The following is an 18,965-nucleotide window of genomic DNA, read 5'->3' as shown; positions in this document are numbered from 1 at the left end:
ACACGCTTGCCGCATGTCCCAAATCCGGTGCGCGGTTTTGAGTTGGCCGCGCTGAAGCGATGGAATTGCTTCAGGCACCGCAGTCGGTGCTGGATCATTACATGGCGATTGCTGCCGCATTCCGCAAGTGCACCTGCGCTTCCAGGATGTGGCGGTGCGTGATAGCGTGCAGTTAACGCCCCCTTAAATCGCCGCATTTACACTTCATCGCACGGGGCGAAATCGTGCGTTGCGGCTTGTATGCTGTCTGCGCTCCCCAAGACAAGCTGGAGCAGACCCACCCCGACATGGCAGGAAACCGGACTTCAGAGCAGAGGATAGAACCTTCCTTCGAGGGTGGACGCGGTCGTGATGACGGCGAACTGCGCATGACTGCTGGTGAGCGTGTCAGTGGCGGCGGCAAAAAATCCACTGGGTCAAAGCCTGCGGCCAGGAAGGCCAAGGCACGGAAGGATCGCGGGCGTGGCGGGTCGCGTGGCGGCGGCGGTTTGACGGGCCTGATCCGGTCGCTGGTTTACTGGTGTGTCGTTATCGGTATCTGGGGCGCCATCGGCGTCGGCGGGCTGGTGCTCTATTACGGATCGCGCATGCCGAGCGCCACCACCTGGGCCATTCCGGACCGGCCGCCGAACGTCAAGATCCTCGCCGTCAACGGCGATATCATTGCCAATCGCGGTGCTACCGGTGGCGAGGCGCTGTCGCTCGAAAACATGTCGCCGTATATTCCGCAGGCGGTCATTGCCATCGAGGACCGGCGTTTCTACTCGCATTTCGGTGTCGATCCGCTCGGTCTGGCGCGCGCAATGCTGACCAATGTCACCACCGGACGCATGGTGCAGGGCGGCTCGACAATCACTCAGCAGCTGGCCAAGAACCTGTTCCTGTCGCCGGAGCGCACGCTGGAGCGCAAGGTACAGGAAGTGCTGCTCTCGGTCTGGCTGGAACAGAAATACACCAAGGACCAGATCCTTGCGATGTATCTCAACCGTGTGTTCTTCGGGTCGAACGCCTATGGCGTCGAAGCAGCCTCGCGGCGTTATTTCAACAAGTCCGCACGTGATGTGAACCTGGGCGAGGCCGCACTGCTTGCCGGGTTGCTGAAAGCGCCTTCGCGCCTGTCGCCGGCGCGTGATCCAAAAGCTGCGGAAGAGCGGGCTCAGGTCGTCCTCGGCGCCATGCGCGAGGAAGGCTTCATTACCGATAGCGAGATCAAGACTGCGATGTCGCAGACGCCGACCAAGGCGAAGAGCTTCTGGTCCGGTGCGCAATATTATGTTGCCGACATGGTCATGGACCAGCTGCCGGGCATGGTCGGCGAAATCAGCCAGGATCTGATCGTCGATACCACGCTCGATCTCAATCTGGAAAAGAAGGCCGAGGAAACGCTGGCTGAAAGCCTCGATGCATCGGGGCAGAAGCTGGATGTCTCGCAGGCAGCGCTGGTCTCGATCGATGGCACCGGTGCCATCCGCGCCCTCGTTGGTGGCCGTGATTATGCCGAAAGCCAGTTTGACCGCGCGGTCAAGGCGAGGCGCCAGCCGGGTTCGGCCTTCAAGCCCTTCGTCTATGCTGCCGCGATGGAAATCGGCCGCACGCCGATGTCGATCCGCAACGATGCGCCGGTCCGGATAGGCAACTGGACGCCGGAGAATTACGATCAGAAATATCGCGGCGAGGTTTCGCTCGCCAATGCTCTAGCCAATTCGCTCAACACCATCGCTGCCCAGCTGGTGATGGAAGTGGGGCCGCAGAATGTCATCAAGCTGGCGCGCCGGCTCGGCATCGAATCCGAAATGCAGTCCAATGCGTCGATCGCGCTCGGAACGTCGGAGGTCAGCCTTGTCGAATTGACGTCGGCTTATGCCCCGTTCATGAATGGCGGTTTCAAAGCGACGCCGCATGTGATCCGTCGGATTTCGACCGCCGACGGCACCGTGCTCTATGAAAATACCTATGACAATCCGCCAAGGGTCCTGGATCCGGCCGTTGTCAGCGAAATGAACCAGATGATGGTCGGCGTGATCGACCATGGCACCGGCAAGGCCGCCCGGCTGAAGGGCTGGCAGGCAGCCGGCAAATCAGGCACCACCCAGTCTTTCCGCGACGCTCTGTTCGTCGGCTTCACCAGCAACCTGACCACCGGCGTCTGGTTCGGCAATGATGACGGCAAGTCGATGAAGAAGGTCACTGGCGGCGGCCTTCCGGCCAAGGCCTGGCATGATTTCATGACGGCGGCCCACGAGGGCCTGTCGCCTTCACCGGTCTTTGGTACGACCGGGATCCAGCCGACATTCGACGACAATCAGGCCGCGCCCGAAAGCGTTGGCGATGTTATCTCCGGAACGTTCGGCAATGGAGCGGCGGATGAATTTCCGCAGGCACCCGTTGCCAACGGACAGACGGCTGGCACGCAGGATTTCGATCAGCCGGCGCAGGCGGCAAATTCCGGGCTTACGCCACCGGCCGATGTCGGCGAGACCACTGGTGCGACCCGACGCACGACGCTGTTCGACATCCTGACCGGCGGTTGAGCCGCAACCGCCGTTTGGTGCTCATGACGATGGGGACTATGTATGACCGAGGCAATTTGAACAGTCGCTATCCCCAGGCGATGATAACGTTTTCCGGCTCGCTGGGGTGATCGATCCAGACACGAATCCGAGTTTTCGCGGACGGTACGCGTGAAGCAGCGAATTGAGGGTTATTTGCATCAAATAAAATGATCTCGTTGTTGGGGGTGTTCAGAATGCCGTCGAAATCCGGATTTCTTGCCTCCGTGATCTCGGAGATTGGTCCGAACGTAACGTCCGTGTCCCCGTCGTTCCAATAGAGCGCGGGAATGAGAATGCAGTCTTTTGACGAAAGGACACCTCGCCTATCCATGTGCGTCGGAATATCGACATTTCGACGGCCTGCAACGTAAAAGCTCACATATTCCGGAGCGATCGACAGGTGTTGCACGGTCATGGTGTCAAAATCTCCTTTTCGATAAAAGTCCACCTTGTGATTGACTGCACGACCAGTAATGTGGGTAAATTCGACTCGGTCTGCCTACTGTTTTTGGGATCTGATGGTCGCCAATAAAATGACCGCGCTTGGTTCCCGATGTCCTTATACCACACCAGTGGCATCCGTAGGTACGGCCGATGCGGTCGATTTCCGCCTGTTCACTCCTGGTCAGCCGCCTGTTGGTTGCTGGCGCCACAATCCACTCCCTTGCAAAGGGTCCGATGCCGATCCGCGGCAGCCTCAACTGGAGTGCACGGAGCATCGCCTCCTGTGCTACGGATTCATTGGCTCGTATCAGCCCCTCGACCGTTTCGTAGGCTTGCGGGGGCGGCCGCCAGTTTGGCTCACGTCTTTGAACGGCGCGTAACGCTTCCTGCATCCGGCCGATACTGACCGCCAGCCGCGCTTCCTGCCCGGGCGTGACGGGATGCCATCTGTCGAGAATACGGACTTGTCCCGCGCCACGAGGCCCGCGGCGGCTGACGCGGATCGGGCGGCTTTCGGAGCCGTCTCCGACCCATTGCCCGCCGTCGGGATTGCCGGCCGGCACCCGCGGCTGCTCGGGGCGAAAACCGGCCTTCCATTCTAGGCATTAAGCCAGCGCTCGAAATTCGACGGCCATCGCCGCCTGCCGGTAGCTCAGTTGTCGCAGGCTCAGATCTGCCGGTTCTATCGAAATCATTGGCCACGCCATCCGCTTTCAATTCAGTCGGACAATTGTGCGTGGTGCAGAGACGGCGGGGATAAATTCAGGCTGGAAAAAAGGCGGTGAAACGCCTATCTTCCGGTCAACCCAATGAACCTGCGATGATTTTTCCGCAGCAGACGATCACGTCGATACCGCCATGTCTGCTGGACGTCCCCGCTGTTCTGGAGCGGGAACCGCAATCGCCTTGTAGAAAGGATTGCTGATTTCGGTAATGGCGCGCGATGCTTCGTCATAATAGACGTTGATTTCCTCGGCTTCGTGGCGTTCTCATGCCTTGCAGTCCGAAACACTGGTCCTTATATACGCCCCATCACCGCAGTTTTCGCTGCGAATATTCCACAGACCATCCCGTTAGGGGCTGTCGCATGAATGCCTGACCGGGTTCTGACAGTCCGCTGCAAGGAGAGAACGACATGGCTAAAGTAATCGGTATTGACTTGGGAACGACCAACTCCTGCGTCTCCGTCATGGACGGCAAGGACGCGAAGGTCATTGAGAATGCAGAAGGTGCGCGCACCACGCCGTCGATCATCGCGTTCAACGACGATGGCGAGCGTCTGGCAGGCCAGCCGGCCAAGCGCCAGGCCGTCACCAATCCTGAAAATACGCTGTTTGCCGTCAAGCGCCTGATTGGCCGCCGTTACGACGACAAGCTCGTTGAAAAGGACAAGGCCCTTGTGCCTTACAAGATCGTCAAGGGCGATAATGGCGACGCATGGGTTGAAGCGCAGGGCAAGGGTTATTCCCCCTCACAGATCTCCGCCATGATCCTTCAGAAGATGAAGGAAACCGCAGAATCCTATCTCGGTGAAAAGGTCACGCAGGCCGTCATCACCGTTCCGGCCTACTTCAACGACGCGCAGCGCCAGGCAACCAAGGATGCCGGCCGTATCGCCGGTCTTGAAGTGTTGCGTATCATCAACGAGCCGACTGCAGCAGCTCTGGCTTACGGCCTCGACAAGAAGGACGGCAAGACCATCGCCGTTTATGACTTGGGTGGTGGTACGTTCGATATCTCGGTTCTGGAAATCGGCGACGGCGTCTTCGAAGTGAAGTCCACCAACGGCGACACCTTCCTCGGCGGTGAAGACTTCGACATGCGTCTGGTCGAATACCTCGCAGCTGAGTTCAAGAAGGACCAGGGCATCGACCTGAAGAATGACAAGCTTGCTCTGCAGCGCCTCAAGGAAGCTGCCGAAAAGGCCAAGATCGAACTGTCCTCGTCGCAGCAGACCGAAATCAACCTGCCGTTCATCACGGCTGATGCGACCGGTCCCAAGCACCTGACCATGAAGCTGTCGCGCGCCAAGTTCGAAAGCCTGGTCGACGAGCTGGTTCAGCGCACCGTTGCACCATGCAAGGCAGCCCTCAAGGATGCCGGCGTGACGGCAGCCGAGATCGACGAAGTCGTTCTGGTCGGCGGCATGAGCCGCATGCCGAAGGTACAGGAAGTCGTCAAGCAGCTGTTCGGCAAGGAGCCGCACAAGGGCGTCAACCCGGATGAAGTCGTCGCCATGGGCGCCGCCATCCAGGCCGGCGTTCTGCAGGGCGACGTCAAGGACGTTCTGCTGCTCGACGTGACCCCGCTGTCGCTCGGCATCGAAACGCTCGGTGGCGTGTTCACCCGCCTGATCGAACGCAATACGACGATCCCGACGAAGAAGAGCCAAACCTTCTCGACGGCCGAAGACAGCCAGAATGCCGTCACCATCCGCGTTTCACAGGGCGAGCGCGAAATGGCTGCCGACAACAAGCTGCTTGGCCAGTTCGACCTGGTTGGCATTCCGCCGGCACCGCGTGGCGTTCCGCAGATCGAAGTCACCTTCGATATCGACGCCAACGGTATCGTGCAGGTTTCGGCCAAGGACAAGGGTACCGGCAAGGAACATCAGATCCGGATCCAGGCATCGGGCGGTCTGTCCGACGCGGATATCGAGAAGATGGTCAAGGACGCCGAGGCCAATGCCGAGAACGACAAGAAGCGCCGTGAAGGTGTAGAAGCGAAGAACCAGGCTGAAAGCCTGATCCATTCGTCGGAAAAGTCGCTGAAGGAATTTGGCGACAAGGTCACGGAAGCCGAGCGCACTGCGATCTCCGATGCGATCGCTTCGCTGAAGACGGCCGTCGAAGCCTCCGAGCCGGACGCTGAAGACATCAAGGCGAAGACCCAGACGCTCCTCGAAGCCTCGATGAAGCTGGGTCAGGCAATGTACGAATCGCAGCAGACCGAAGCGGCCAATGCTGATGCACAGGCTGATGCGGCCCGCGACGGCGATATCGTCGATGCCGACTATGAAGAAGTCAAGGACGAGGACGACCGCAAGAAGTCCGCCTAATTCTTCTTCGAATACCTCTCGAAAGCCCGGAGCCGCAAGCTCCGGGCTTTTCTGTTTTCGGCATCTATCGTGCCACAACGGGACCAGCGATCGGCATGATTAGGCGTTAAAGTCGCGAGGGGAGCCGGGCCCAACCTTGCGGCAAGGCAAAAGCCAAAGATAAAGCCGCCTGATTCTGTGCTTTTCCGACAAAAAGCGGCCGGGATCGTGTATTGCCTATGGTATCGCGCTTGAAGGTTTACTAAATCCTGTTGCAAGGAAATTTGGCGACCGCCGGGCAGCCGGTTTTGACGCGCCTATTCAACAGGACAATCTGCAAGTATGAAACGTGATCTTTACGAAACGCTCGGCGTTGCGAAAACAGCAGACGAGAAAGAGCTCAAGAGCGCTTTCCGCAAACTCGCAATGAAGTATCATCCGGACAAGAACCCTGGCGATGCGGAAGCTGAAAAGACGTTCAAGGAGATCAGCCTCGCCTATGAGATGCTCAAGGACCCGCAGAAGCGGGCAGCCTATGACCGTTATGGCCATGCGGCGTTCGAACAGGGCGGCATGGGTGGCGGTGGCGGCATGGGCGGTGGCGCCGGCGGTTTCTCCGATATCTTCGAAGACATCTTTGGCGAGATGATGGGCGGCGGCCGCCAGCGGCGTTCGTCCGGCGGCCGCGAGCGCGGTGCCGATCTTCGCTACAATATGGAAATCTCGCTGGAAGAGGCCTATGCCGGCAAGACGGCGCAGATTCGGGTTCCAACCTCGATCACCTGCGATGTCTGCACCGGCTCGGGCGCCAAGCCCGGCACCAAGCCGACAACCTGCGCCACCTGCCAGGGCTCCGGCCGCGTGCGTGCCGCTCAGGGCTTCTTCTCGATCGAGCGCACCTGCCCGACCTGTCAGGGCCGCGGTCAGACGATCGCTGATCCGTGTGGCAAGTGCCATGGCCAGGGCCGGATCACCGAAGAACGTTCGCTCTCGGTCAATATCCCGGCCGGCATCGAAGACGGCACCCGTATCCGTCTCTCTGGTGAAGGTGAAGCCGGTCTTCGCGGCGGGCCTTCAGGCGATCTCTATATCTTCCTCTCGGTCAAGCCGCATGAGTTCTACCAGCGCGATGGCGCCGATCTCTATTGCAGCGTGCCGATTTCGATGACGACAGCAGCCCTTGGCGGCAAGTTCGACGTGGCGACGCTCGACAATACCAAGTCGCGCGTCTCTGTGCCGGAAGGCACCCAGGCCGGCAAGCAGTTCCGCCTCAAGGGCAAGGGCATGCCGGTGCTGCGCTCCAGCCAGGTCGGCGATCTCTATATCCAGATCCAGATCGAAACGCCGCAGAAGCTGACCAAGCGTCAGCGCGAACTGCTGCGCGAATTCGAGGAACTGTCTTCCAAGGAAAACAATCCGGAATCAGCGGGCTTCTTCTCCCGCATGAAGGATTTCTTCGACATCGAGTAAGCACCGCGCTCGGCGACTGGCCGAACGGATAATCGGCCATATATGTTAGCCGGGGGCAGTCATGCCTCCGGCTTTTTCGTATGTGGCCTGCGGCGCAGGCGCGACATATCCCAACGCGAAAGGTGCATCATGACCTATGAGCTCTATTATTGGGATGGCATCCCCGGCCGGGGCGAGTTCGTCCGCCTGGCGCTGGAACAGGCCGGTGCTGATTATATCGACGTCGCCCGCAACGATGGCGGCATGGCCCGGATGATGGCGATGATGAAGACCAAGACGGCGGGTGTCACGCCGCTTGCTCCGCCCTTCCTGAAGGATGGAGATCTTGTCATCTCCCATGCCGCCAATATCCTGCTCTATCTCGGAAACCGGCTCGATCTCGGACCCGAGGACGAAGCCGGGCGGATAACGGCGCATGGCCTGCAGCTCGGCATCACCGATTTTGTCGCTGAAATCCACGACACCCACCATCCGATCGGCGTGTCGCTCTACTACGAGGACCAGAAGGACGAAGCGTTGCGGCGTTCCGAGAACTTTCGTGAAGAGCGCCTTCCGAAATTTCTTGGCTATTTCGAAAGGCAGCTCGCGAAGAACAGGCAAGGTGAGGTCCATGCCCTCGGCGGCACACTCACCTATCTCGACCTGTCGCTGTTCCACCTCATCGAAGGCCTGCGCTACGCTTTCCCAGCCGAGATGGAGGCGGTGGAACCGGATTACCCGCTTCTCGTGGCACTCAACGCGCAAGTCCGCGAACTACCGCGGATCAAGGCCTATCTGGCTTCAGAACGTCGGCTTGCCTTCAACGAGCGAGGTATCTTCCGCTATTATCCGGAGCTTGACCGGCAATAGGACCGGTCACTCCATGACCGCGCTATGGTCGATCGCCGGTGGCGCCTTCGGTTTGCGCAACAGGAAGACCAATGGCATCACCGCCAGCGACATGATCATCAAGAGCTTGAAGTCGTCCATATAGGCGATGATTGTCGCCTGTAGTGTGACGATACTGTCGAGTGAAGCGCGCCCGACGGCGGTCATCGGATCGAGCCCTGCAGCCGCCGGGGCCTGGAAGGCATGGTTGAACGGCGTCACATAGGCTGCAATCGATGCGTGGTTGATCTGGGTATTCTCGATCAGCAAGGCCGAGACGACGGCGATACCGACGCTGGAACCGATATTGCGGGAGAGATTGTAGAGCCCGGTGCCATCGCCGCGCATCTCGGCGGGCAGCGTCGCAAAGGCGATCGTGGTCAACGGCACAAACAGAAAGCCGAGACCAGCGCCCTGCACGAAGCCCACGGAAATGATCGTCCATTGCGAGACATTGGGTGTCCAGCCGATCATGTCATACATCGCCCAGGCGGTGATCGCGAGGCCGGTGAACAGCAGGATACGGGTATCGACCTTGCCGATCAGGCGGCCAACGACGAACATGCAGACCATGGTGCCCAGTCCGCGCGGCCCCATGACGATACCGGCGGTGACGACCGGATACCCCATCAGCGACTGCAGATAGGGCGTCATCAGCGCCAGCGAGGCCAGATAGGTAACGCCGACGACGAAGATGAACAGCATGCTGACGGCAAAGTTCTGATCGAGAAACAGGCGTGGGTTGATGAAGGATTTTTCCGTGGTCAGCGTGTGAATGATCAGCAGATAGAAAGCGCTGGCGCAAACGATGGCCTCGATCAGGATTTCGCCGGAGGAAAACCAGTCGAGCTGGCCGCCACGATCGAGGAAAAGCTGCAGCGAGGCGATGGCAAGACTGAGCATGCCGAAGCCGAACCAGTCGAGCTTCGCCTGCGTATCCAGCTTGGTTTCCTTGACGAAAATGCTGATACCGGCAAAGGCCAGCGCGCCGATCGGCACGTTGATGTAGAACACCCAGCGCCAGCTGATGTTTTCCGTCAGCCAACCGCCGATCACCGGCCCGAGCACCGGCCCGACCATGACCGAGACACCGAACAGCGCCATCGCCGAGCCACGCTCTTCGGTCGAATAGATGTCGAGCAGGATGCCTTGCGACAGGGGAACGAGCGCTGCGCCGAACAGGCCCTGCAGCAACCGGAAACCGACGATCTGCGGCAGCGATTGCGCGAGGCCGCAAAGCACGGAAGCGACGACGAAGCCGACGATCGCCACCAGCAGCACGCGCTTGCGGCCGAATTTTGCGGCCAGAAACCCGGATGGTGGCGTCATGATCGCGGCCGCGACGATGTAGGAGGTCAGCACCCAGTTGATCTGGTCGGCGCTTGCCGCCACGCTGCCCTGGATATAGGGCAGCGCCACATTGGCAATGGTCGTATCCAATGCCTGCATGATCACCGCAAGGATGATGCAGGCCGTGATGGCGCCGCGATTGGCGACAGGCGCCGTTGCCGCAGAAGCGATGCTGCTCATGGCAGTTACTCTTGCGCGTGGGCGGTCGAAAGGCCGAGAAGTTTCTGGATCATGTCCGGCAGGCCACGGGCACGGCCGGTATCGACGGCGACGAGCGTGCTCATGCCGACGCGCAGCGGCGGTTTGCCGGCGGTGTCATCGATGGTAACACGCATCGGAATGCGCTGCACGACCTTCACCCAGTTGCCAGACGTGTTCTGCGCCGGCAGCAGAGCAAAGCTCGCGCCGGAAGCCGGGCTGACGCTGGCGACCTTGCCCTTCCACTCGACACCCGGATAGGTATCGACCGTAATCGTCACTGGCTGGCCGGGTTTGACATAGGTAAGCTCGGTTTCCTTCGGATTGGCCGCGATCCACATGTTCTTGGTGGAGACCAGCGAGAAGGCCTGTTGCGCGGCCTCCAGATAGCTGCCGGGCTGCAGAGCGTTGACATTGGTCACCACACCGTCAAACGGTGCGCGCACCGTCGTGTCGTCCAGCTGGCGCTGCGCATCATCCACGGCTGATTTGGCTTCCAGATAGAGCGGGTTCTGTTCGATCGGCTGGTTGGCATCGCCACCCAGCTGCGCCAGCGTCGTTTCGGCCTGGGCCTTGGCGACAGTCACCTTCTGCTTGGCGGCGTCCAGATCATGCTTGGCCTGGTCATAGGTCGCGTGCGATGCGGCGGAGTTGGACATCAGCGTCTGCTGCCGGTCGAAGGCGGTCAGGTAATAGGGAACATCGGCCTCGACCTGGGCAATCTGCGCCAGTGTCTGGGCGTAGCTGGCCTTGAGGTTCAAAAGTTCGTTGCGGGAAGCGGCAAGCTTGGCCTCGGCGCCTTCCAGCGCAATGCGGAACGAATCCGCCTTGAGCTGGAACAGCACCTGCCCGGCCTTGACCTCTTCGTTCTCGTGCACATTGACGGAGGCAACCGTACCGGCGACGTCTGTGGAAACGCCGACCATGTCTGCCTGCAGGTAGGCGTTGTCGGTTTCCATGATCTGGCCGCCGGTCACATAAAAATAGCCGCCGGCAACGAGCGCGACTGGCAGCAGTGCAAACAGGATCGGGCGTTTCAGGCTGCGGCGGCGGCGAACGATGCCGGCGGCGGGCGCGGGGGCGGCCGATGCCGGAGGCGCGGTGTTGATCTTTGCTTCGGCCGTCACGCCTTCGGATGTTTCAAGCGCAGTGACATTGGCATTGGCGGGTACGCGGAGGGAGTCAGCCATGGTGAGTTTCTTTATCGGCCGGCGCGCGGCAGGCCTGCAGGAGGTTGGATTTCATCAGGTCGAGAATGGCGACGAGTTTTTCACGATCCTCGTCGGGTATGTCTTGCAAGGCTTCGGACCGCGTCGCGTCGCCAATGGCGCGCATGTCGGCCAACAGGCCGCGGGCGGGTTCGGTGGTGTAGAGAAGCGCGATACGGCGGTCTGTCTCATGCCGCCGACGCTCAACGAAGCCGCGATCGACAAGCTTGTCGAGCACCCGCATCAAAGTAATCGGTTCCACTTCCAGAAGTTCGGCAAGGCCGCTCTGGTGGATGCCTTCGTTGCGCGCCAGATAGGCGATCGTCTGCCATTGCGAGCGCGTCAGACCCATATGTTTCGCGCGTTGCTCGAACCGCTTGCGTAATAGCCGGGCGACATCGTGAAGCAGAAAACCCAGGGTAGGGGTGAGGTTCATGGGCTGTGCGCCATATTGTTAGCATGCATAAGATAAGCAATCTTATTTGAGTATTCGCACCTGCGCAATTAGGCATGTGTGCGATGCGGCAATTTTTCTGTCACAGTTCGGTGATGCGCGCCCCCATCGCCTTCTGTTTGGCGCGCTACGATGTTCCGCCTTGCCATCGGTCTCCTCTCGGCTTAGCTCTCACCGGAACACGCAACCGGATTCCCCATGCCGCATAAGGTTTCTCTTTCCCGTCTGAAGCTCAGCGATTTCCGCAATTATGCGGGACTGTCGCTCGACCTCGACACCCGTCATGTGGTGCTGACCGGCGAGAACGGGGCGGGCAAAACCAACCTGATGGAAGCCGTCTCTTTCCTGTCTCCCGGGCGCGGGCTGCGCCGTGCCGCCTATGCGGATGTGGCGCGGGTCGGTGCCGACACCGGATTTTCAGTGTTTGCAGAACTGGAAGGCATGGATGGCCCGGTCGAGATCGGTACGGGAACGGCAGGCGCCGAGGAAGGCCAGGCACGCCGTCTGCGCCTGAACGGCACACCGGCAAAGACGGTGGATGAATTGCTCGATCATCTGCGCGTGCTCTGGTTGACGCCGTCGATGGACGGCCTGTTCACGGGCGGCTCGGGCGATCGCCGCCGCTTTCTCGACCGGCTCGTCCTGTCGCTCGATCCGGAGCATGGCCGCCGCGCCACCGATTATGAGCGGGCCATGCGCAGCCGCAACAAGCTTTTGTCCGAGGGGCGTCCCGACCCGGTCTGGTTGACAGGCCTTGAACGGCAGATGGCCGAACTTGGTATCTCGATGGCCCTGGCGCGGCAGGAAATGCTCGGGCTTCTGGCCGGACTGGTCGACAAGAACCATGAAGGTGGCGTGTTCCCGGCCGCCGATCTGGCGCTCTCCGGCTTCTTCGATCGCGAATGGCATCGCCCGGCTTTCGATCTGGAAGAACAATATCTGGAGATGATGCGGGTTGGCCGATACCGCGACGCTGCCGCTGGCCGCACACTCGATGGCCCGCACCGCAGTGATCTGTTGATCCGCCATCGTGCCAAGAACATGGAGGCCGCGCGTTGCTCCACCGGCGAACAGAAAGCGCTTCTCGTCGGCCTGATCCTTGCGCATGCCCGTCTGGTCGGCAATATGACCGGCCACGCGCCGGTCCTGCTGCTCGATGAAATCGCTGCCCATCTCGACGAGGGCAGGCGGGCAGCGCTGTTCGATCTGGTCGACGATCTCGGCGGTCAGGCCTTCATGACCGGCACCGACCAGTCGATGTTTTCAGCTCTTGGCGAACGCGCGCGTTATCTCAACGTTGCCAACGGCACCGTTTCCGGGTGAGAGTTCGATATCATGAGCAAACAGCCTTTGAACTCTGAAGAAATCCAGCGTTACGCCCGCCATATCATCCTGCCGGAAATCGGCGGGGCGGGGCAGCAGGCGCTGAAGACGGCGCGTGTGCTGATTATCGGCGCCGGCGGCCTTGGTGCGCCGGTGCTGCAATATCTCGCCGCCGCCGGTATCGGCACGCTGGGTATTGTCGATGACGATACGGTGTCGCTGTCCAACCTCCAGCGTCAGGTGATCCATGGAACGCCGGATATTGGCCGCGTGAAGGCCGATAGCGCCAAGGATGCGCTGCAAAGGATCAATCCACATGTGGATGTGATCCAGCATGTGGAACGCCTTGAGGAGGCGAATGCGGGAGCCCTGTTTTCCGCCTATGATATCGTGGTGGATGGTTCCGATAATTTTGCCACGCGTTATCTCGCCGCCGATACGGCCGAGCGCATGGAGGTCACGTTGGTAACCGCCGCCGTCGGCCGCTTCGATGGTTCCCTCACGGTTCTCCAGCCTTGGAAAACATCAGCCGATGGCCGGCGGAACCCGGGCTATCGCGATCTCTTTCCAGAACCGCCACCGCCGGGCGTGGTGCCTTCCTGCGCAGAAGCAGGCATCGTTGGCGCACTGACCGGTGTCCTCGGTACATTGCAGGCTATGGAAGTCATCAAGATCATTACAGGCGCCGGTGAGCCGTTGATCGGCCGCTTGCTGATGTATGACGGGCTGGCGGCGCGCTTTGAGACCATCAAGTACAGCCGGAAAACGCGATGAACCTTCAGCCGATCGATGAAACGTTCGGTGATTGGCACGGGCTACTGGAGCTTATCCTTGCTTCCTTCGCCTATATGCAGCCCCGCATCGATCCGCCGTCGTCTGCCCTGTTGCTGACGCTTCCGTCGTTGCAGGAAAAGGTGCAGCGTGAGAAGGGCTACGTTGCGATCGAAAATGGCCGTTTGCTCGGCTGTATCTTCTGCAAGCCGGAGCCGCCGGATTGTCTGTATATTGGCAAACTAGCCGTCATTCCGGATGCACAGGGCAGGGGCGTCGGCCGCTTGTTACTCCAGGCTGCCGAAACCTATGCCGCCGAATGCGGCCTTTCGTGTCTCCGCCTGGAAACGCGGATCGAGCTGACGGAAAACCACCGTGCCTTTGGAAAATGGGGCTTCGTCCAAACCTTGGAAGGCTGCCATCCCGGCTTTGCCCGTCCAACCTTTGTCGAGATGCGCAAGACGCTCTGAGGGATCAATCCCGGCCGGGCAGGACGCGGTCTGGCGGGCGGTGCCCGTCGAAGAACGTGCGGATGTTGATCACCACCTTGTCGCCCATGTCGACACGTCCCTCGAGCGTCGCCGAACTCATATGCGGCAACAGCACGACCTTGCCTTCGCTGGCCAGCTTGACGAGCTTCGGGTTGACGGCCGGTTCGTTCTCGAACACGTCGAGCCCGGCGCCGGCGATCTTGCCTTCCCGCAGCGATTTGATCAGCGCCGTCTCATCGATGATGCCGCCGCGCGCCGTGTTGACGATGTAGCTAGTCGGCTGCATCAGCGCCAGCCGCCGTGCCGAAAGCAGGTGGTAGGTTGCGGGTGTCGACGGACAATTGACCGAGACGATATCGACGCGGGCAAGCATCTGGTCGAGGCTGTCCCAATAGGTCGCCTCCAGCTTTTCCTCGGTCTCGGTGCTGACGCGATGACGGTTGTGATAGTGGATCGACAGTCCGAAGGCCTTGGCGCGGCGGGCAACGGCGGTGCCGATCCGGCCCATGCCGACAATGCCGATGCGTTTGCCGGAAATGCGGCGCCCGAGCATCCAGGTCGGCGACCATCCGGCCCATTCCTCTTTCTTGTCGGTGAGGATCCGCGAACCTTCGGCCAGGCGGCGCGGCACGGCAAGAATGAGCGCCAGCGTCATGTCGGCCGTATCTTCGGTCAGGACGTTCGGCGTGTTTGTCACGGTGATACCGCGGCGGGCGGCTGCATCGACATCGATATGGTCGACGCCGTTGGAAAAGCTGGCGATCAGTTTCAATTGCGGCCCGGCCTGCTCGATCAGCGCTGCATCGATCCGGTCCGTGAGGGTCGGAACCAGCACGTCGGCCCGCTTCACCGCAGCTACGAGTTCAGGCTGCGTGCGTGGTGTGTCATCAATGTTCAGTTCTGCGTCAAACAGTTCGCGCATGCGCGTCTCGACGACATCCGGCAGTTTGCGGGTGATGTAGACCTTCGGTTTTTTCTTCGCGGTCATTGCTGCCTGCTTCGCCTTGTTGACGGGTTTTTAACCAAGATGAGTGATCGTTCTCCCTGCAGTTCCATTTTCTACCAGACCCGGTGGGGAAGACAAACAAAACTCGAGATGTTCCCGGACGATTTGCTTGTCTTCGATTGGGCCGGTCAGAGATTTAACTGCAAGCTTCTGAATCTTTTTGGAAAATGGATTTTGTCATGCGTCAGTTCCTTTCCAGGCTCGCTTTCGTCGCCGCAGTCACCCTGTCCCTCGTTGCAATCGAGGCGGCACCGGCCTTTGCCCAGGCAGCCAAGGGGGCCAGCGGCCTGCCATTGCCGCGCTTCGTCAGCCTGAAATCCAAGAGCGTCAACCTGCGCGTAGGACCGAGTGTCGATTATGCGGTTGCCTGGCGCTATCTCAAGTCTGGCGTGCCGGTTGAAGTGACACAGGAATATGACAACTGGCGCAAAATCCGCGATGCCGACGGCACGGAAGGCTGGGTCAATCAGGCGCTGCTTTCGGGTGACCGGACGGCGGTTGCAGCCCCTTGGATGCGCGGCAAGGGCGAGGGCGTTTTTGTCAACATGCGGCGCGATCCGCAGGCAGGCGGCGCCATCGTCGCCCGCATCGAGCCGGGCGTTGTCGTTCATGTCGGCGAGTGCAACGGCGAATGGTGCCGCGCCGAGGCGCAAGGCGCGGAAGGCTGGATTTCACAGGGTGAAATCTGGGGCGCTTATCCGGGCGAAGCTTTCAAGTAGGATTTTTGCTCCGGCAAGCCGGTCAGAGCAGACCGGCTTCCTTTACTGCGGCGGACAGCGAGATCATCGGGCGCGGACCGACCTGCTCGATGACGATACCCGCCGCCAGGCTGCCGAGCTTGCCGCAATCGGCCAATGTCCGTCCCGTCGTGTAGCCGTGCAGGAAGCCGGCCGCATAGAGGTCGCCTGCACCTGTCGTATCGACAACGCGGCTAACCGTCGTCGCCTCGACCTTGACGCGCTCGTCGCCCTTGACGACGATCGAACCTTCTTCGCTCAACGTGACAGCAGCCAGCTTGCAATCCTTTGAGATCATCGACAGAGCGTGCTCGAAGTCTTCCGTCTCGTAGAGTGCCAGTGCTTCAGCCCGGTTGGCAAAGACGATATCGACGGTGCCGGAGCGCATCAACTCGAGGAATTCCGCCCGGTAACGATGGACACAGAAACTGTCGGACAGCGTCATCGCCACTTCGCGGCCGTTCTCATGAGCGATGCGGGCGCATTCGCGGATGGCGTCCTTGGCGAGCGGCGGATCCCACAGATAACCCTCGAAATACGTGACGGCCGCTTCCGCAACCACGGACGGCTCGACATCCTTGGGGCCGAGTTCGACGCAGGCGCCAAGATAGGTGTTCATCGAACGCTCGCCGTCCTCGGTGACGAAGATCATCGAACGGGCTGTCGGCGGAAGATCATCGAGCGGCTTCGTCTCAAAATGCACGCCCTGGGCGCGAATGTCATGGGTGAAGATTTCGCCCAGCTGGTCGTTGGCGACCTTGCCGAAATAAGCGGCCCGGCCGCCCAGGTTGGCAATGCCCGCCGCCGTATTGCCGGCGCTGCCGCCGGAGGCTTCGAGTGCCGGTCCCATGCGCGAGTAGAGCAGCTCGGCCCGATCGGCGTCGATCAGGTTCATCGCGCTTTTGATAATGCCGTTGTGGACAAGGAATGCGTCGTCGCAGCGCGCAATGATATCCACAATCGCATTGCCGATCGTGAGCACGTCGAATTTTGTCATCCGGAAACCGCCTGGATTGTTTGTGTCAGTCGGTGTCCGGTAATAGCGGATTTCCGGCAGTTTGGAAGTGGAAAGCGAAAAACAGCCGCCACACGCAAATTTTACTTGATATAGGAAATGATCGTTTCCTATATAGCCTGCATGGAAACAAGAGCTAGAACTCAGCACGACCAACGCCAGCGGGGCCGTCCCCGCGAGTTTGATGCCGATAGCGCGCTTGAGCGGGCCATCGATATTTTCTCGATGCGCGGCTATCACGGAACGTCCATCAACGATCTTGCCGATGCGATGCAATTGACCCCTGGCAGCCTCTACAAGGCCTTCAAGGACAAGCGTGGCATCCTGCTTGCGGCGTTCGACCGGTACCGGGTCCTGCGCAGCACGAAGCTGAAGGCGGCGATCGCGCCGCATGCGCTTGGCAGCGACAAGATCAGGGCAGCGCTGCAATTTTACGCCGCGGCCGCCTGCGGCGAGCTCGGCCAGCGCGGCTGTCTCGTTATCGCAACGGCAGCAGAACTGGCCGCATCCGATCCGGTTGCCGCAGAGCGCGTCGATGTCGCACACGCGGCCAATGAAGCGGTGATGAAGGATTGCATTCTGCATGGCCAGGCGGATGGATCGGTGCCCGCAGGCATTGATGCCGCCGATACCGCACGTGCGCTGCTTTGCCTGGTGCAGGGCGCGCGTATTGTCGGGAAAACCGGCCGCAGCCGCGCAGAAATGATGGCTGTCGCCGATGTGGCGATGAAACTGCTCAGCTAACCAGTTTAAGACATGGAATTGAGACGATCATGACCTGTATCGCAAGACCGGCAGATTTTGCTGCCAAGACCCCAGAACCCCAAGCCCTTAAATTGAGGCCCTCTGAATTCAAGGCCGTGGAACCGCAGGCGATGTCATCGGGAATGATGTTCCTTCTGGCCGCCGCCTGCGGCCTGATTGCCGCCAATCTCTATTATGCACAGCCGCTGATCGGCCCGATCAGCGCCTCGCTGGGCCTGTCTCCAGGTGCGGCAGGGCTGATCGTCACACTGACGCAGATCGGTTATGGTCTCGGTCTCCTGTTGATCGTGCCGTTGGGTGATCTCTTTGAAAATCGCAAGCTGATCCTGACGGTCATGGCGCTTGGAACGCTCGCCGTGGTCGGGGCGGGCCTCGCCTCGACGCCGCTGCCGTTTCTCGCCTCGGCGTTCTTCATCGGGTTAGGCTCGGTCGCCATCCAGATCATCGTGCCCTATGCGGCGCATATGGCGCCGGAGGCGCATCGCGGCCAGGCTGTCGGCAATGTCATGAGCGGCCTGATGGTCGGCATCATGCTGGCACGGCCAGCCTCGAGCTTCATTGCTGAATTCCTGCCCTGGCATATGGTTTTCTTCATTTCGGCAGCGGCGCTGGTGGTGCTCGCCCTTGTTCTCGCCCGCGCCCTGCCGCCGCGCATTCCGGAGGCGGGTTTGAGCTATGGCGCCCTGCTCGCCTCGATGGGCCGGCTGGTCGCCAACACGCCGATCCTGCGCCGCCGCTCACTTTATCACGCTTTCATGTTCGCGGCCTTCAGCCTGTTCTGGACGACAACGCCGCTTTTGCTGTCGGGGCCGGAGTTTGGCCTGTCGCAAGGGCAGATCGCGCTGTTCGCGCTGGCAGGCGCCGCCGGCGCCATCGCCGCTCCGATCAGCGGCCGCCTCGCCGACAAGGGCTGGAGCTATGCGGCAACGCGCTTGTCGATGGTCTCCGTCGCGGCCGCCTTCCTGGTCACGCATGTCGCTCCGGTGGGGTCGGTGTGGGCGCTCGGCCTTCTCACCTTCGCCGCCATCCTGCTTGATTTTGGCGTCGTTACCAATCTGGTTCTTGGCCAACGCGCCATTTTCGTGCTGGGCGCCGAATATCGCAGCCGTCTGAACGGGCTCTATATGGCCGCGTTCTTTGCCGGTGGCGCCGCCGGTTCGGCGCTTGGTGGTTGGCTTTATGCACAGGGAGGTTGGTGGGCCACCTCGATGCTTGGACTTGCACTGCCGGTCTCGGCGCTCGCTTATTCGCTAAGCGAGCGCAAGACGGCTTGATCC

Annotated in this window: 16 protein-coding genes; 10 read left to right on the top strand and 6 right to left on the bottom strand. The window is 60.6% G+C overall.

What is annotated here, in order from left to right; translation table 11 throughout:
• Positions 1–287: 287 nt before the first annotated feature.
• The gene (locus ASD36_RS07100) at positions 288–2,531 is read left to right on the top strand and encodes a transglycosylase domain-containing protein (RefSeq protein ID WP_060502925.1); all 2,244 of its coding nucleotides are present in this window, start codon (positions 288–290) and stop codon (positions 2,529–2,531) included.
• 67 nt (positions 2,532–2,598) lie between these two features.
• On the opposite strand, the gene ASD36_RS07095 is transcribed toward ASD36_RS07100, so the two are convergent.
• The gene (locus tag ASD36_RS07095; protein ID WP_060502924.1) at positions 2,599–2,967 is read right to left on the bottom strand and encodes a hypothetical protein; all 369 of its coding nucleotides are present in this window, start codon (positions 2,965–2,967) and stop codon (positions 2,599–2,601) included.
• A gap of 1,164 nt (positions 2,968–4,131) precedes the next feature.
• On the opposite strand from ASD36_RS07095, the gene dnaK reads away from it, so the two are divergent.
• The 3 genes from dnaK (at position 4,132) to ASD36_RS07080 (ending at position 8,352) form a co-directional block, all read left to right on the top strand.
• Positions 4,132–6,054, top strand: a complete 1,923-nt coding sequence (dnaK, locus tag ASD36_RS07090) for a molecular chaperone DnaK (protein WP_060502923.1) — start codon at positions 4,132–4,134, stop codon at positions 6,052–6,054.
• Positions 6,055–6,375: 321 nt separating this feature from the next.
• Positions 6,376–7,503: a molecular chaperone DnaJ gene (gene dnaJ / locus ASD36_RS07085; protein ID WP_060502922.1), complete on the top strand. Its 1,128-nt coding sequence runs from the start codon at positions 6,376–6,378 to the stop codon at positions 7,501–7,503.
• Positions 7,504–7,632: 129 nt separating this feature from the next.
• Positions 7,633–8,352: a glutathione S-transferase gene (locus tag ASD36_RS07080; RefSeq protein WP_060502921.1), complete on the top strand. Its 720-nt coding sequence runs from the start codon at positions 7,633–7,635 to the stop codon at positions 8,350–8,352.
• 6 nt (positions 8,353–8,358) lie between these two features.
• Here the strand turns inward: ASD36_RS07080 and ASD36_RS07075 are convergent, their stop codons facing one another.
• Genes ASD36_RS07075 through ASD36_RS07065 form a run of 3 tightly spaced genes read right to left on the bottom strand, consistent with a single transcriptional unit; the run spans position 8,359 to position 11,562 of the window.
• Complete coding sequence (locus ASD36_RS07075; RefSeq protein WP_060502920.1) at positions 8,359–9,900, bottom strand: DHA2 family efflux MFS transporter permease subunit; 1,542 nt, start codon at positions 9,898–9,900, stop codon at positions 8,359–8,361.
• Positions 9,901–9,905: 5 nt separating this feature from the next.
• Positions 9,906–11,108 (bottom strand): HlyD family secretion protein, encoded by a 1,203-nt coding sequence (locus ASD36_RS07070; RefSeq protein ID WP_060502919.1) that lies wholly within the window; start codon positions 11,106–11,108, stop codon positions 9,906–9,908.
• The gene (locus tag ASD36_RS07065) at positions 11,101–11,562 is read right to left on the bottom strand and encodes a MarR family transcriptional regulator (RefSeq protein WP_060502918.1); all 462 of its coding nucleotides are present in this window, start codon (positions 11,560–11,562) and stop codon (positions 11,101–11,103) included. Before ASD36_RS07065 ends, ASD36_RS07070 begins: the two co-directional genes overlap by 8 nt.
• 216 nt (positions 11,563–11,778) lie before the next feature.
• Here ASD36_RS07065 and recF point away from each other — a divergent pair, with 216 nt between their 5' ends.
• Genes recF through ASD36_RS07050 form a run of 3 tightly spaced genes read left to right on the top strand, consistent with a single transcriptional unit; the run spans position 11,779 to position 14,144 of the window.
• Positions 11,779–12,903: a DNA replication/repair protein RecF gene (recF, locus tag ASD36_RS07060; protein ID WP_060502917.1), complete on the top strand. Its 1,125-nt coding sequence runs from the start codon at positions 11,779–11,781 to the stop codon at positions 12,901–12,903.
• 12 nt (positions 12,904–12,915) lie between these two features.
• The gene (gene moeB, locus ASD36_RS07055) at positions 12,916–13,677 is read left to right on the top strand and encodes a molybdopterin-synthase adenylyltransferase MoeB (RefSeq protein WP_060502916.1); all 762 of its coding nucleotides are present in this window, start codon (positions 12,916–12,918) and stop codon (positions 13,675–13,677) included.
• On the top strand, positions 13,674–14,144 hold the full coding sequence (locus ASD36_RS07050) for a GNAT family N-acetyltransferase (RefSeq protein ID WP_060502915.1): 471 nt from the start codon (positions 13,674–13,676) through the stop codon (positions 14,142–14,144). Before moeB ends, ASD36_RS07050 begins: the two co-directional genes overlap by 4 nt.
• A 4-nt stretch (positions 14,145–14,148) precedes the next feature.
• Here ASD36_RS07050 and ASD36_RS07045 read toward each other — a convergent pair whose 3' ends face one another.
• Complete coding sequence (locus ASD36_RS07045) at positions 14,149–15,153, bottom strand: D-glycerate dehydrogenase (RefSeq protein ID WP_060502914.1); 1,005 nt, start codon at positions 15,151–15,153, stop codon at positions 14,149–14,151.
• Between the two features lie 197 nt (positions 15,154–15,350).
• Here ASD36_RS07045 and ASD36_RS07040 point away from each other — a divergent pair, with 197 nt between their 5' ends.
• Positions 15,351–15,890 carry an SH3 domain-containing protein gene (locus ASD36_RS07040; RefSeq protein ID WP_244481973.1) on the top strand — a complete coding sequence of 180 codons (540 nt, stop codon included), beginning with the start codon at positions 15,351–15,353 and terminating at the stop codon, positions 15,888–15,890.
• Positions 15,891–15,912: 22 nt separating this feature from the next.
• On the opposite strand, the gene ASD36_RS07035 is transcribed toward ASD36_RS07040, so the two are convergent.
• Positions 15,913–16,905: an adenosine kinase gene (locus ASD36_RS07035; RefSeq protein WP_060502912.1), complete on the bottom strand. Its 993-nt coding sequence runs from the start codon at positions 16,903–16,905 to the stop codon at positions 15,913–15,915.
• A gap of 117 nt (positions 16,906–17,022) precedes the next feature.
• On the opposite strand from ASD36_RS07035, the gene ASD36_RS07030 reads away from it, so the two are divergent.
• Positions 17,023–17,667, top strand: a complete 645-nt coding sequence (locus tag ASD36_RS07030) for a TetR/AcrR family transcriptional regulator (RefSeq protein ID WP_060502911.1) — start codon at positions 17,023–17,025, stop codon at positions 17,665–17,667.
• 131 nt (positions 17,668–17,798) lie between these two features.
• A complete protein-coding gene (locus tag ASD36_RS07025) occupies positions 17,799–18,962 on the top strand; it encodes an MFS transporter (RefSeq protein ID WP_060502981.1) in 1,164 nt (387 codons plus the stop codon).
• The last annotated feature ends 3 nt before the right edge of the window (positions 18,963–18,965 follow it).

The organism is Rhizobium sp. Root1334 (genome assembly GCF_001426665.1).
Lineage (GTDB): Bacteria > Pseudomonadota > Alphaproteobacteria > Rhizobiales > Rhizobiaceae > Pararhizobium.
This window is presented reverse-complemented; position numbering and strand designations above follow the sequence as displayed.

Excerpts from the sequence above, each read along its gene's own strand:
- ASD36_RS07025 (WP_060502981.1), top strand. The coding sequence starts at position 17,799 with ATGTCATCGGGAATGATGTTCCTTCTGGCCGCCGCCTGCGGCCTGATT.
- ASD36_RS07065 (WP_060502918.1), bottom strand. The coding sequence starts at position 11,562 with ATGAACCTCACCCCTACCCTGGGTTTTCTGCTTCACGATGTCGCCCGG.
- ASD36_RS07045 (WP_060502914.1), bottom strand. The coding sequence starts at position 15,153 with ATGACCGCGAAGAAAAAACCGAAGGTCTACATCACCCGCAAACTGCCG.
- ASD36_RS07030 (WP_060502911.1), top strand. The coding sequence starts at position 17,023 with ATGATCGTTTCCTATATAGCCTGCATGGAAACAAGAGCTAGAACTCAG.
- ASD36_RS07070 (WP_060502919.1), bottom strand. The coding sequence starts at position 11,108 with ATGGCTGACTCCCTCCGCGTACCCGCCAATGCCAATGTCACTGCGCTT.
- dnaJ (WP_060502922.1), top strand. The coding sequence starts at position 6,376 with ATGAAACGTGATCTTTACGAAACGCTCGGCGTTGCGAAAACAGCAGAC.
- dnaK (WP_060502923.1), top strand. The coding sequence starts at position 4,132 with ATGGCTAAAGTAATCGGTATTGACTTGGGAACGACCAACTCCTGCGTC.
- ASD36_RS07040 (WP_244481973.1), top strand. The coding sequence starts at position 15,351 with ATGCGTCAGTTCCTTTCCAGGCTCGCTTTCGTCGCCGCAGTCACCCTG.
- ASD36_RS07095 (WP_060502924.1), bottom strand. The coding sequence starts at position 2,967 with ATGACCGTGCAACACCTGTCGATCGCTCCGGAATATGTGAGCTTTTAC.
- recF (WP_060502917.1), top strand. The coding sequence starts at position 11,779 with ATGCCGCATAAGGTTTCTCTTTCCCGTCTGAAGCTCAGCGATTTCCGC.
- ASD36_RS07100 (WP_060502925.1), top strand. The coding sequence starts at position 288 with ATGGCAGGAAACCGGACTTCAGAGCAGAGGATAGAACCTTCCTTCGAG.
- ASD36_RS07035 (WP_060502912.1), bottom strand. The coding sequence starts at position 16,905 with ATGACAAAATTCGACGTGCTCACGATCGGCAATGCGATTGTGGATATC.
- ASD36_RS07050 (WP_060502915.1), top strand. The coding sequence starts at position 13,674 with ATGAACCTTCAGCCGATCGATGAAACGTTCGGTGATTGGCACGGGCTA.
- moeB (WP_060502916.1), top strand. The coding sequence starts at position 12,916 with ATGAGCAAACAGCCTTTGAACTCTGAAGAAATCCAGCGTTACGCCCGC.
- ASD36_RS07080 (WP_060502921.1), top strand. The coding sequence starts at position 7,633 with ATGACCTATGAGCTCTATTATTGGGATGGCATCCCCGGCCGGGGCGAG.
- ASD36_RS07075 (WP_060502920.1), bottom strand. The coding sequence starts at position 9,900 with ATGAGCAGCATCGCTTCTGCGGCAACGGCGCCTGTCGCCAATCGCGGC.